Here is a 12667-nt window from a genome sequence, read left to right as displayed (position 1 = left end):
GACAGGCGTACGAGGGCGGCGAGCGGGGAAGCGGACCAACGATGAACGTCGACAGGGAGAGCAGACGGCTCGCCCGGTGCGTGGCGCTCCTGCTGCGCCACGCACCGGACGCGGTCGCCGCCGACCTCCTCGGGCGCCTGGACGCCCCCACGCGCCGCTTCCTGTGCCGGGACGAACACCTCCCGGCCTCCACCGTGACGCTCCTGCTGCGCCACGGCACCGACGAGGACCGCCGTACGGTCGCCCGCAACCCCTACGTCCTGGGCCGCCCGCTGCCGGGCCTGCCCGGCCCCGCCCGCTACGCCGCCCGGCCGCCGAAGGCGCACCTCGCCGACCTGCTCGGCGCCGAGCTGGGCCACCCGCCCGACGAGCCGCTGTCCCTGACCGACGAAGAGCTGATCGCCCTCCTGCGCCGCACCGGCGCCCGCCGGCCGCGCGGCCCGCTGGACGTGCTGCGCCTGCACACCCGGCCCGGCCCCGACCCCGGCGCGCTGCTGCGCGAACACGCCCGCCACCCGCTGCCGCCCGGCTCCGTCGAGGCCCTGCTGCTGGTGGGACGGCTGCCCCTGCCCGTGGCCCTGGCCCTGCTCGACACCCGCGCCGCCACCGGGTACGGCCGCTCCTGGCACCGGCCCGCCGTCCGGGCCGTACGGATGGGCCTGGCCACCCCCGACGAACTCGTCGCCCACCTCGCCCCGGCCCACCGGACCCTGCTGCTCGCGCTGGAGGGCGGGCGCGGCCACGGTCTGCGCTGGTCCCTGGCCGAGCGGGCCCAGATGCGCTCGGCCGTGCACCGCGTGCTGCGCCCGGCCCTGGGCGAGGACCCCCGGCTGTGGGCCGCGCTGACGCGCCACGCGCCCGGTTTCGCCGGCACCCTGCCCGAACTCGCCGCCGCGATCGCCGGGGGCACCGCCGGTGACCTCGCCGCCGTCCCGCCGGCCCCGCCCGTGCCCGGTCTCGAACGGGCCGTGCGCGCCCTGGCCCCCGCCCCGCCCCCACCCGCCGGCGGCGTCGAGCGGGAACTGGCCCTGGCCAGCCTGGCCGTGCCCAATGCGATGGGCGACCTGCGCGAGGACATCCGCTGGGTCCGGGCCTGCCTGGACCGCGGCCTGCTGACCGGCACCGACGTGCTCCGCCACAAGGCACCCGCGGCGTGGGCCCTGGACGAGGACCACTGGCTGGGCGACGTCGACGAGGACCACTGGCTGGGCGACCTCGACGAGGACCCCGCGCCCGACGCCCCCGACCGCGCCGCGGACGACGGTGGCGACGGTGGCGCGGGCCACGGTGGTGGCGCCGGCCACGATGGTGACGCCGGCCACGGCGGTGGCGCCGGACGGGGGCGGGGCGGGCGGCGGGCGTTGTTCGCCGGTCGGGCCGAGGCCGACCGGTTGCTCGCGGGCGCCCTCGGGACGTACGCCGACGGCTGGTGGCGGGCGGCCCGCGCGCTGCCCGACTTCCCCGGGACGCTGCCCGAACTCCTCGCCGGGGTCACCTCGGGGGACTGGGTGTCCAACCCCGGCTGAGTTGCGGCAACAATGGGGGGATGAGCGACAGCCCAGCCCCCCTCGCCGACCCGCACCTCCTCTTCGACGCCGCGGCCGGCCGCCGGGACATCGTCATCCTCGGGTCCACCGGATCGATCGGGACCCAGGCCATCGATCTCGTCCTGCGCAACCCCGACCTGTTCCGGGTGACCGCGCTGTCCGCCGCCGGCGGCCGCGTCGGCCTGCTCGCCGAGCAGGCCCGGCGGCTGCGGGTCGAGCGGGTCGCGGTCGCCCGCGAGGACGTCGTACCGGCCCTGAAAGAGGCGCTCGGCGCCGAGTACGGCGCCGAGCCGCAGCCCGAGGTCCTCGCGGGCCCCGACGCGGCCACCGAACTCGCCGCCTCCCCGTGCCACACCGTGCTCAACGGGATCACCGGTTCCATCGGCCTCGCGCCCACCCTCGCGGCGCTGCGGGCCGGCCGCACCCTGGCCCTGGCCAACAAGGAATCGCTGATCGTCGGCGGCCCGCTGGTCAAGGCCCTCGCGCAGCCCGGCCAGATCATCCCGGTCGACTCCGAGCACGCCGCGCTGTTCCAGGCGCTGGCCGCCGGCACCCGGGCGGACGTACGCAAGCTCGTGGTCACCGCCTCCGGCGGGCCCTTCCGCGGCCGCACCCGCGCCGAGCTGGCGCACGTCACCGTCGACGACGCCCTCGCCCACCCGACCTGGGCCATGGGCCCGGTCATCACGATCAACTCGGCGACCCTGGTCAACAAGGGCCTGGAGGTCATCGAGGCCCACCTGCTCTACGACATCCCCTTCGAGCGCATCGAGGTCGTCGTCCACCCGCAGTCCTACGTCCACTCGATGGTGGAGTTCACGGACGGCTCCACGCTCGCCCAGGCCACCCCGCCGGACATGCGCGGCCCCATCGCGATCGGTCTCGGCTGGCCCCACCGGGTCCCGGACGCGGCCCCCGCGTTCGACTGGAGCAAGGCCTCCACCTGGGAGTTCTTCCCCCTGGACACCGAGGCGTTCCCCTCCGTCGGCCTGGCCCGGCACGTCGGTACCCTGGGCGGCACCGCCCCCGCCGTGTTCAATGCGGCGAACGAGGAGTGTGTGGACGCCTTCCTGGCCGGTCGGCTGCCGTTCACAGCGATCGTGGATACCGTCGCCGCTGTGGTCGAGGACCACGGGACGCCGGCCGCGGGAACTTCGCTGACCCTCTCCGACGTCCTCGAGGCGGAGGCCTGGGCGCGGGCCCGGGCGCGGGAGATGGCGGCACGGGCCGCCGTGGAGGCGCGCGCATGACCATGCTCATGACGGTGATCGGGATAGTCGTATTCCTGCTCGGTCTGCTGATCTCCATCGCCTGGCACGAACTGGGCCACCTCTCGACGGCCAAGCTCTTCGGGGTCCGCGTCCCGCAGTACATGGTCGGCTTCGGCCCCACCATCTGGTCGCGCAGGAAGGGCGAGACCGAGTACGGCATCAAGGCCATCCCCATGGGCGGCTACATCCGCATGATCGGGATGTTCCCGCCCGGCGAGGACGGCAAGGTCAGCGCCCGCTCGACCTCCCCCTTCCGGTCGATGATCGAGGACGCGCGCTCGGCGGCGTACGAGGAGCTCCAGCCCGGCGACGAGACGCGGCTGTTCTACACGCGCAAGCCCTGGAAGCGCGTCATCGTCATGTTCGCCGGGCCGTTCATGAACCTGGTGCTGGCCGTGGCGATCTTCGTGGCCACCCTGATGACCTTCGGGGTCAACACCCAGACCACTGTGGTCGGCTCGGTCTCGGACTGCGTGATCCAGCAGAGCGAGCAGCGCACCACCTGCGCCGCGGGCGACCCGCAGGCCCCCGCCAAGGCCGCCGGCCTCAAGCAGGGCGACAAGATCGTCGCCTTCGACGGCCGGGCGGTCTCCGACTGGTCGGCGCTGCAGAAGGACATCCGCGCCACCACCGGCCCCGCCACCATCACCGTCGAGCGGGCCGGGCAGCGCCTGGACCTCAAGGCCGACCTGATCCCGAACAAGGTCGCCAAGACCGACGGCAACGGCCAGTACGTCAAGGGCGAGTACGTCACCGCCGGCTTCCTCGGCTTCAGCCCCGCCGTCGGTTACGTCGAGCAGTCCTTCGGCCAGTCGGTCGAGCGCATGGGCGACATGATGCAGTCCGGCGTCCAGGCGCTGATCGACCTGCCGTCCCGGGTCCCGGCGCTGTGGGACGCCGCCTTCAACGGGGCCGAGCGCGAGCAGGACGGGCCGATGGGCATCATCGGCGCCGCCCGGGTCAGCGGCGAGATCTTCACCCTCGACGTGCCCCCGACCCACACGCTGGTGTTCTTCCTGAACCTGCTGGCCGGGTTCAACCTCTCGCTGTTCCTGTTCAACATGCTGCCGCTGCTGCCGCTGGACGGCGGGCACATCGCCGGAGCCCTGTGGGAGTCGGTGCGGCGCACCTTCGCCCGCGTCTTCCGGCGCCCCGACCCGGGCCCGTTCGACGTCGCGAAGCTGATGCCGGTGGCGTACGTGGTGGCGGGCGTCTTCGTCTGCTTCACCCTGCTGGTGATGATCGCGGACGTGGTGAACCCCATCAAGATCACCTGATCCGACACGCGTCGTACGCCTGTCGTACGACCGCTTGTACGGCATGCGTACGGGAGCCGGGCACGTTACGTGTCCGGCTCCCTACGTTCGGGTGGCGGACCCCCTCGGATGCACGGGGCGCGTGCCGCTTGGCGTAATCTCGAAGCCTGGAGCCCGCCGATCTCGGGACCTTGATCCACACCTTGGGGTTGCACAGCAGATGACTGCCATCTCTCTCGGAATGCCGGCCGTGCCGACGAAGCTTGCCGACCGCCGCGTCAGCCGCAAGATCCAGGTCGGCAAGGTGGCCGTCGGTGGCGACTCACAGATCTCCGTGCAGTCGATGACCACCACCAGGACCTCCGACATCGGGGCGACGCTCCAGCAGATCGCCGAGCTCACCGCCTCCGGCTGCGACATCGTCCGTGTGGCCTGCCCGACCCAGGACGACGCCGACGCGCTCGCCGTGATCGCCAAGAAGTCGCAGATCCCGGTCATCGCCGACATCCACTTCCAGCCGAAGTACGTCTTCGCCGCGATCGACGCCGGCTGCGCCGCGGTCCGCGTGAACCCGGGCAACATCAAGCAGTTCGACGACAAGGTCAAGGAGATCGCGAAGGCCGCGAACGAGACCCGCACGCCGATCCGCATCGGCGTCAACGCCGGCTCCCTCGACGCCCGGCTGCTGAAGAAGTACGGCAAGGCCACCCCCGAGGCGCTGGTCGAGTCCGCGCTGTGGGAGGCCTCCCTCTTCGAGGAGCACGGCTTCGGCGACATCAAGATCTCGGTCAAGCACAACGACCCGGTCGTCATGGTCAACGCCTACCGCCAGCTCGCCGCCGCCTGCGACTACCCGCTGCACCTGGGCGTCACCGAGGCCGGCCCGGCCTTCCAGGGCACCATCAAGTCCGCCGTCGCCTTCGGCGCACTGCTCTCCGAGGGCATCGGCGACACCATCCGCGTCTCCCTCTCCGCCCCGCCGGCGGAGGAGGTCAAGGTCGGCATCCAGATCCTGGAGTCCCTCAACCTCAAGCCGCGCCGCCTGGAGATCGTCTCCTGCCCGTCCTGCGGCCGCGCCCAGGTCGACGTCTACAAGCTGGCCGAAGAGGTCACCGCCGGCCTGACCGGCATGGAGGTCCCGCTGCGCGTCGCCGTCATGGGCTGCGTCGTCAACGGCCCCGGCGAGGCCCGCGAGGCCGACCTCGGCGTCGCCTCCGGCAACGGCAAGGGCCAGATCTTCGTGAAGGGCGAGGTCATCAAGACCGTCCCCGAGTCGAAGATCGTCGAGACCCTCATCGAAGAGGCCATGAAGATCGCCGAGCAGATGGAGAAGGACGGCGTCGCCTCCGGCGAGCCCACCGTCGCCATCGGCGTCTGACCCCGGCCGGCTCCCGCCGCCGCCCCTCTCCGCATCGCCTCCTCCGGCCCCGTTCCCGCAGCTCGCGGGCGGGGCCGGAGCCTTTTCGTGACCCCGGGGAAGCGGCAATGCGCGGTGCCGGCGGGTACAGTGCGACAGATCAGCAGACTTGCATGGTGAGGCCCCCCACGTGTTGACGCAGACCACCACCCGGGTCCTCGAACCCGGTGATCTCGACGCCGCGCTCGAGGTGCTGGAGCGCGAGCCGGTCGAGAACGCCTTCGTCACCTCGCGGGTCCGCATCGCCGGCCTCGACCCCTGGCGCCTGGGCGGCGAGATGTGGGGCTACTACACCGGCGGCGAGCTGACCTCCCTGTGCTACGCCGGCGCCAACCTCGTCCCCGTCTGCGCCACCCCCGACGCCGTACGCGCCTTCGCCGACCGCGCCCGCCGTACCGGCCGCCGCTGCTCCTCCATCGTCGGCCCCGCCCAGGCCACCGCGCTGCTGTGGCGGCTGCTGGAGCCGCACTGGGGCCCCGCCCGCGACGTCCGCTCCCACCAGCCCCTCATGGTCATCGAGGAGCCCTCGCGGGAGATCGCGCCCGACCCGCTGGTCCGCCGGATCCGCAAGGACGAGATGGACCTGATCATGCCCGCGTGCGTGGCCATGTTCACCGAGGAGGTCGGCGTCTCCCCGCTCGCCGGCGACGGCGGGCTCCTCTACCAGGCCCGGGTCGCGGAACTGGTGGGAACCGGCCGTTCCTTCGCCCGCGTCGACGACGGCCGGGTCGTCTTCAAGGCCGAGATCGGCGCGGCCACCCCGCTGGCCTGCCAGATCCAGGGCGTCTGGGTGGACCCCGAGTTCCGCGGCCGCGGCCACTCCGAGGGCGGCATGGCCGCCGTCGTCCAGTACGCGCTGCGCGACGTGGCGCCGCTCGTCAGCCTCTACGTCAACGACTTCAACACCGCCGCGCGGGCGGCGTACCGGCGCGTGGGCTTCCGCGAGGTCGGCGCGTTCATGAGCGTGCTCTTCTGAACCTGCTGTCATGAGGGGGTGACCGCCCAGTAAGGTCGCCGCATGGTGCCTTCCGAGCCCTCCACGCCGTCCGTGCCCACGCCCGCCGGACTCGAGATCGCCCCCCTGGACCTCGGGGCCCGCGTGGACGAGGCGCTGCGGGTGCAGGCCGTCGCCTTCGGCCTCAGCGAGGAGGAGATCGGCATCCGGCGCTACATCGTCCAGCGCCACATGACCTGCCCCGGGGCCCGCGCGCTCGGCGCGTTCACCGAGGACGGGGCGCTGGCCGGGTTCGTCTACGGCATGCCCAACGACCGTACGCACTGGTGGTCCACCGTCGTCGAGCCGTACCTGCGGGCTACCGGGAACGACGGCTGGCTCGACGGCTCGTTCGTCATCACCGAACTCCACGTCCACCCCGGGTTCCAGGGCCATGGCGTCGGCCGCGAGCTGATCACCCGGATCACGGACGCGGCCGCGGAGCCGCGCTCGATCCTGTCCGCCATCGACACCGAGAGCCGGGCGCGCGGTCTCTACCGGGCGCTGGGCTACACCGACCTCGCGCGCCAGGTGCACTTCCCCAGCGCCAGCCTGCCCTACGCCGTCATGGGCGCGCCCCTGCCGCTGCGCCGCCGATAACCTCGGGGCATGTCTCTGCAACACGTACAGCGAATGTCCCGGGTGATGGCCAAGACCCTCCGGGAGGACCCGGCGGACGCCGAGACCCTCAGCCACAAGCTGCTGGTCCGGGCCGGCTACGTGCGCCGTTCGTCGGCGGGCGTCTGGATCTGGCTGCCGCTCGGCAAGAAGGTCCTGGAGAACGTCTCGCGCGTCGTCCGCGAGGAGATGGACGCGATCGGCGCGCAGGAGGTGCTGTTGCCGGCGCTGCTGCCGCGCGAGCCGTACGAGGTGTCGGGCCGCTGGAGCGAGTACGGCGACCTGCTGTTCCGCCTCAAGGACCGCAAGGGCGCGGACTACTTGCTGGGGCCGACGCACGAGGAGATCTTCACCCAGGTGGTGAAGGACCAGTGCGCGTCCTACAAGGACCTGCCGGTGACGCTGTATCAGATCCAGACCAAGTACCGCGACGAGGCGCGGCCGCGGTCGGGCGTGCTGCGGGGCCGTGAGTTCCAGATGAAGGACTCGTACTCCTTCGACGTCAGCGACGAGGGCCTGGCGGAGTCCTACCGGCTCCACCGCGAGGCGTACGTACGGATCTTCACGCGGCTCGGCCTGGACCACCGCATCGTGTCGGCGGTCTCGGGCGCGATGGGCGGCTCGGCGTCGGAGGAGTTCCTGGCCCCGGCCGCGGCGGGCGAGGACACCTTCGCCTCCTGCGCGGCGTGCGGCTACGCGGCGAACACGGAGGCGGTGACGTTCGCCCTGGTGCCGGCGGGCGAGGTGGACCACGGCCCGGTGGAGGAACTGGACACCCCCGACACCCCGACCATCGAGTCGCTGGCCGCGCACCTGGGGGTGCCGGCGTCGGCGACGCTGAAGAACCTGCTGGTGAAGGTCGACGGCGAGATCGTCGCGGTCGGCGTCCCCGGGGACCGCGAGGTGGACCTCGGCAAGCTGGGCGAGCACCTGGCGCCGGCGGTCGTCGAACTGGTCACGGCCGAGGACTTCGTGGACCGCCCGGACCTGGTGCGCGGCTACGTGGGCCCGCAGGGCCTGGACAAGGTCCGCTACCTCGCCGACCCGCGGGTCGCGCCGGGCACGGCGTGGGTGACGGGCGCGAACCGGGCGGACACGCACGCGCGGAACGTGGTGTGCGGGCGGGACTTCGAGGTCGACCGGTACCTGGACGTGGTCGTCGTGGAACCGGGCGACCCCTGCCCGGCCTGCGGCTCGGCCCTCTCCCTGGACCGGGCGATCGAGGTGGGCCACATCTTCCAGCTGGGCCGCAAGTACGCGGACGCCTTCGGGCTGGACGTACTGGGCCGCGAGGGCAAGCCGGTGCGCGTGACGATGGGGTCGTACGGCATCGGCGTGTCGCGGCTCGTGGCCGCGCTGGCCGAGCAGACCGCCGACGAGCAGGGCCTGTGCTGGCCGGACGCGGTGGCCCCGGCGGACGTGCACGTGGTCGCGGCGGGCAAGGCCGCGCAGCTGGCCCTGGCGGAGGAAGCGGCCGCCGCCCTGGCCGCGGCGGGCCTGCGGGTCCTGCTGGACGACCGGGCCGGCCTCTCGCCGGGCGTGAAGCTGACGGACGCCGAACTGCTGGGCGTCCCGCGGATCCTGGTCGCGGGCCGGCGCTCGGCGGAATCGGTCGTGGAGTTGAAGGACCGCCGCACGGGCACCCGCGAGGAACTCCCCCTCCCGCAAGCCGTCACCCGCCTGACACACCCCTGACCCACTCGCCGCCGGCCCCAAACCCCCGGTGACTCCACCCCGAGCCCCTGCGCCTCAATCGCCGGCGGGGCTGGGTGGTGCGCCTTGACGGGGTTGGAGTGGTGCCCGGTGGCGGGGCAGGGTCCGTGGGCCCGGCCGGCCTTGCGGGGGTTCCGCCCCGGACCCCCGCGCCTCAAACGCCGGCGGGGCTGGGTGGTGCGCCTCGGCGGGGCTGGAATGGAGCCCGCCGGGCTGGAATGGAGCGCAGGGCTGGGATGGAGCGCAGGGCTGGGATGGAGCCCGCAGGGCTGGGATGGGGCCCGCGGGGCTCGGATGCCGCGGAGCGGCATGTCCAGCCCGCGCGGCGTTTGAGCGCACGGGCGCGGAGCGCCCGTATCGGGGCTCGGGGGCGGAGCCCCCGCAACCGTGCCCCGTCGGGCACCTTTCAGCCCCGCCGGCGTTTGAGGCGCGGGGCCGGGGCGGGGCCCCGGTTTCGGGAAGGGGCGGGGTGGGGGAAGAGCACCGCGCAGCGGCGCCCGGGTTACGCGGCCGCCGCCGGCGGCGGCTCCGCCGGCCCCCGCAACGGCGGGGGATCCGCCGGGTCCGGCACCGGGGCGGCCGGCCCCTCCAGGCGCGGCGGCGCCAGGTCCGGCGGGCCCTCCGACCGCGGCGCGGCGTCCGCCGGACCCGGCAGAGCACCGGGGTCCGACGGACCCAGCAGGGCATCGGGGTCCGGCGGACCCAGCAGGGCATCGGGGTCCGACGGACCCAGCAGGGCACCGGGGTCCGACGGACCCGGCACGGCGTCAGGGGCCGCCGGACCCAGCAGGGCACCGGGGTCCGACGGACCCAGCAGGGCACCGGGGTCCGGCGGGCCCGGCACGGCGTCAGGAGGCGGCGGGCCCGGTGCCGCGGCGGCGGGCGGCGGGCCCGGGGGCGTGGCGGGGGGCGGCGGGGCGTCCGGGCGGGCCGGATTCGGCTGGCCCTCCGCAGGGGCGGCCTGGGCCGCGCGTTCCAGGAACCGCAGCAGCTCCACCGGGAACGGCAGGACCAGCGTGGAGTTCTTCTCCGCCGCGACGGCGACCACCGTCTGGAGCAGCCGCAGCTGCAACGCCGCCGGCTGCTCCGCCATCACCCCCGCCGCCTCCGCCAGCTTCTTCGACGCCTGCAGCTCCGCATCCGCGTTGATCACCCGCGCCCGCCGCTCCCGGTCCGCCTCCGCCTGCCGGGCCATCGACCGCTTCATCGTCTCCGGCAGCGAGACGTCCTTGATCTCCACCCGGTCGATCTGCACGCCCCACCCCACCGCCGGGCTGTCGATCATCAGCTCCAGCCCCTGGTTGAGCTTCTCCCGGTTGGACAGCAGGTCGTCCAGGTCCGACTTGCCGATGATCGAGCGCAGCGAGGTCTGCGCCATCTGCGACACCGCGAACCGGTAGTCCTCGACCTCGATGATCGCGTTCGCCGGGTCGATCACCCTGAAGTACACGACCGCGTCCACCCGCACCGTCACGTTGTCCCGCGTGATCCCCTCCTGCGCGGGCACCGGCAGCGTCACGATCTGCATGTTCACCTTGCGCATCCGGTCCATGCCCGGGACGACCAGCGTGAAGCCGGGCTGCCGGATGCCCGCGCGCAGCCGCCCGAAGCGGAAGACCAGGCCGCGCTCGTACTGCTTGACCACCCGCGCCGCGCAACCGACGTAGACCACGATCGCCGTTCCCGCCGCGATGGCCGCGGCCAGCAGTTCTTCGCCCATGACGGCCCCCTGCCAGGCATGCCTACCCCTCAACGGTATGCCCTGCGGCCGGTCCGCGAACTACAGCCAGCCCGCGAACTCCAGCAGCAGCTCCGCGTCCCGCCGCCGTCCGGCCCGCAGCGCACGCGTGCCCGACTCCACCGCCCGGAACAGCGTCCAGGCCCGCAGCCGGTCCCGGTCCACCTCCAGGGAGTCCGCCAGCTTGTTCACCCGGCGCCGGGCGCCCGCCGCGCCCGCCGAGGAGGCCACCTGGTCCTCCAGCCGGTCCCGCACCAGCCGCGCCAGGTCGTACGCCCGCTCGCCCACCAGCGGTTCCGGGCCCACCGTCAGCCACGGCGCCCGGTCGCCCGCCAGTACCTTGCCCTGCCGGAAGTTCCCGTGGAGCAGGAACTCCTCCTCCGCCGCCGCGCCCAGTCCGTCCCGGGCCGCCAGCGCGTCCCGTACGAGCGGCTGCGCCTCCTCGGGCGCCCCCGCCATCGCCTCGGCCTGCCGCCCGGTCCGCTGGGCGACCGTCTCGAAGCCGTGCCCGGCCGGCGGCGCCACCCACAGCCGGCGGATCGTGCCCGCCGCCTCCAGCAGGGCCTTCGCGTCGGGCAGCGAACGCAGCGAGACCTCGGGCTGCAGCCGCTCCAGCAGCAGCCCCCCGTCGTCGTGCCGGCTGTCCAGCACCCGGACCGCTCCGAAGCCGCCCCAGTGCGCCAGCGCCGCCAGCTCACGGTCCGGGCGGGCGGACGGCGGCGCCAGCTTCAGCGCGGCCGGGGTCCCGTCGGGGTAGCGGACCAGGACGACCACGCTGCTGCGGCCGCCGGGTGCCTGGATCCGCTGCGCGGCGACCCCCCGCCGGTCGAGGGCCTCCTGCGCGAGGTGGGGCAACTGCCCCAGCCAGTCCGCGTCCTGCGCCGGATCCGGCATCTCGCCGAGCGCCCGTACGAGCCGCTGCGGCGGTTCGAAAGCCATGCGTGCGTGGTCCCTTTCAGCTGGTCCGGGCTCGTTCCGCGCGTTCGCCGAGCCCAGGGAAGGCTACGCCGCCGCCGCGCCAGCGTGCCGCGCGGACCGCCGCCCGGCTCAGTGCGTCGGCCGCCTCGCGGCGCAGCGGACCCTCCGCCGCCCGCACCAGATCGGAGTACGCCCCGGCCACCCGCTCCTCGATCTCGGCGGCCAGCCGCACCGCGTCGGCGGGGGCGCGCAGTTCGAACGGGAGCGCGTACGCCGCCTCCGACGGCCGGGGTACGCCGCCCAGCTCGCGCACGGTCCGGGTCAGCGCGTCCCGGCGCGCGAGGTGTCCGCCGTGCGCCTCACGGGCCTCGTTCGCCCGCTCCGCCGCGACCCGGGCGCCGATCACGCCGTACCCGTAGGCGGCCGCGTGCTCGGCGGCCAGCGCGGCCTGGGCCGCCTCCAGCACACGGGCGGCGGCGGGGGACTGCGACGGTCCCGTGCTCTGCTCTCGGCTCACTGCGCGGCTCCCGGGGTCGAGGTGAGCAGGTGGTGGTGGACGGCCCCGCAGGCCGCGACCGAGGCGAGCAGCCGGGCCAGCTCGCCCGGCGCCTCGGCCAGCGCGACGGTACGGGTCTCGGCGAGGTCGCGTTCGGCCTCCGCCAGGGCGGTGACGGCCTCCTCCGGCTTGGCGGGGACGGCCTCGGCCGGCGCGCCCGACGCCTGCGGCGTGCCCGAGGCCTTCGGCGCGCCGGCGGCCGCCGGCGCCCCGGTGGCGGACGGGGTCGCGGAGGGCGTGCGGCGCGGCTGGTCGGGGTCCAGCGCCGTCACGTGCGCCGCGACCGCGGCCCGCAGCGGCGCGAGCCGCCCGGCCAGCGCCGGGTGGGCGGCGAGCGTGGCGTCGTAACGTTCCAGCATCGCCCGGCTGTCACGGACGGCCGCTTCCCGCATCCGCCGTTCGGGTGGACCTTCGGGGTCGCCGGCGGCGGGGCGACCGTCCGTGCAGCCCGTGAGCAGCACGGCACCGGCGGTGCCGGCGGCTGCGGCGAGCAGGCTTCTTCGCGAGGGCCTCAGAGGCAAAGACCAGGGCACGGCGACGTCCTCGGGGGGTGTGCAGGGGCAGGCAGTGATCACGGTACCCGGGGGGTTGTCCACAGGGCGGACGGCAACACCCTCCGCGACCGGATACCCTTTGACC

Annotated in this window: 10 protein-coding genes and 1 pseudogene; 7 read left to right on the top strand and 4 right to left on the bottom strand. The window is 74.3% G+C overall.

Annotation, left to right across the window (positions count from 1 at the left end; genetic code table 11):
• Positions 1-41 precede the first annotated feature (41 nt).
• The 7 genes from ACIPXB_RS28475 (at position 42) to ACIPXB_RS28445 (ending at position 8798) form a co-directional block, all read left to right on the top strand.
• Positions 42-1526, top strand: a complete 1485-nt coding sequence (locus ACIPXB_RS28475; protein WP_401454339.1) for a hypothetical protein — start codon at positions 42-44, stop codon at positions 1524-1526.
• A gap of 20 nt (positions 1527-1546) precedes the next feature.
• Complete coding sequence (gene dxr, locus ACIPXB_RS28470) at positions 1547-2797, top strand: 1-deoxy-D-xylulose-5-phosphate reductoisomerase (RefSeq protein WP_401454338.1); 1251 nt, start codon at positions 1547-1549, stop codon at positions 2795-2797.
• Positions 2794-4095, top strand: a complete 1302-nt coding sequence (locus ACIPXB_RS28465; protein WP_401454337.1) for a M50 family metallopeptidase — start codon at positions 2794-2796, stop codon at positions 4093-4095. The genes dxr and ACIPXB_RS28465 overlap by 4 nt, the downstream gene beginning before the upstream one ends.
• A 199-nt stretch (positions 4096-4294) precedes the next feature.
• On the top strand, positions 4295-5452 hold the full coding sequence (gene ispG / locus ACIPXB_RS28460) for a flavodoxin-dependent (E)-4-hydroxy-3-methylbut-2-enyl-diphosphate synthase (RefSeq protein WP_401454335.1): 1158 nt from the start codon (positions 4295-4297) through the stop codon (positions 5450-5452).
• A gap of 172 nt (positions 5453-5624) precedes the next feature.
• Positions 5625-6467, top strand: a complete 843-nt coding sequence (locus tag ACIPXB_RS28455; protein WP_401454417.1) for a GNAT family N-acetyltransferase — start codon at positions 5625-5627, stop codon at positions 6465-6467.
• Between the two features lie 42 nt (positions 6468-6509).
• On the top strand, positions 6510-7085 hold the full coding sequence (locus tag ACIPXB_RS28450; protein WP_401454334.1) for a GNAT family N-acetyltransferase: 576 nt from the start codon (positions 6510-6512) through the stop codon (positions 7083-7085).
• A gap of 15 nt (positions 7086-7100) precedes the next feature.
• Complete coding sequence (locus ACIPXB_RS28445; protein ID WP_401454416.1) at positions 7101-8798, top strand: proline--tRNA ligase; 1698 nt, start codon at positions 7101-7103, stop codon at positions 8796-8798.
• A 760-nt stretch (positions 8799-9558) separates the two neighbouring features.
• Here the strand turns inward: ACIPXB_RS28445 and ACIPXB_RS28440 are convergent.
• From ACIPXB_RS28440 to ACIPXB_RS28425, 4 genes and pseudogenes are all read right to left on the bottom strand, one after another.
• Positions 9559-10536: pseudogene (locus ACIPXB_RS28440) on the bottom strand (slipin family protein); the annotation flags it as partial.
• A gap of 60 nt (positions 10537-10596) precedes the next feature.
• Positions 10597-11493, bottom strand: coding sequence for an aminoglycoside phosphotransferase family protein (locus ACIPXB_RS28435; RefSeq protein ID WP_401454332.1), 897 nt, complete (start codon positions 11491-11493; stop codon positions 10597-10599).
• Between the two features lie 16 nt (positions 11494-11509).
• Entirely contained in the window at positions 11510-11989 is a 480-nt protein-coding gene (locus tag ACIPXB_RS28430; protein WP_401454331.1) for a ferritin-like domain-containing protein, read from the bottom strand.
• Complete coding sequence (locus ACIPXB_RS28425) at positions 11986-12387, bottom strand: hypothetical protein (RefSeq protein ID WP_401454329.1); 402 nt, start codon at positions 12385-12387, stop codon at positions 11986-11988. The genes ACIPXB_RS28430 and ACIPXB_RS28425 overlap by 4 nt, the downstream gene beginning before the upstream one ends.
• Positions 12388-12667: the final 280 nt, after the last annotated feature.

It is taken from the genome of Streptomyces sp. NPDC090022, from assembly GCF_044748145.1.
Classification (GTDB): domain Bacteria; phylum Actinomycetota; class Actinomycetes; order Streptomycetales; family Streptomycetaceae; genus Streptomyces.
This window is presented reverse-complemented; position numbering and strand designations above follow the sequence as displayed.

Bases quoted from the DNA above. Each gene is read 5' to 3' on its own strand.
- dxr (WP_401454338.1), top strand. From the start codon at position 1,547: ATGAGCGACAGCCCAGCCCCCCTCGCCGACCCGCACCTCCTCTTCGAC.
- ACIPXB_RS28435 (WP_401454332.1), bottom strand. From the start codon at position 11,493: ATGGCTTTCGAACCGCCGCAGCGGCTCGTACGGGCGCTCGGCGAGATG.
- ACIPXB_RS28475 (WP_401454339.1), top strand. From the start codon at position 42: ATGAACGTCGACAGGGAGAGCAGACGGCTCGCCCGGTGCGTGGCGCTC.
- ACIPXB_RS28465 (WP_401454337.1), top strand. From the start codon at position 2,794: ATGACCATGCTCATGACGGTGATCGGGATAGTCGTATTCCTGCTCGGT.
- ispG (WP_401454335.1), top strand. From the start codon at position 4,295: ATGACTGCCATCTCTCTCGGAATGCCGGCCGTGCCGACGAAGCTTGCC.
- ACIPXB_RS28425 (WP_401454329.1), bottom strand. From the start codon at position 12,387: ATGCTGGAACGTTACGACGCCACGCTCGCCGCCCACCCGGCGCTGGCC.
- ACIPXB_RS28450 (WP_401454334.1), top strand. From the start codon at position 6,510: ATGGTGCCTTCCGAGCCCTCCACGCCGTCCGTGCCCACGCCCGCCGGA.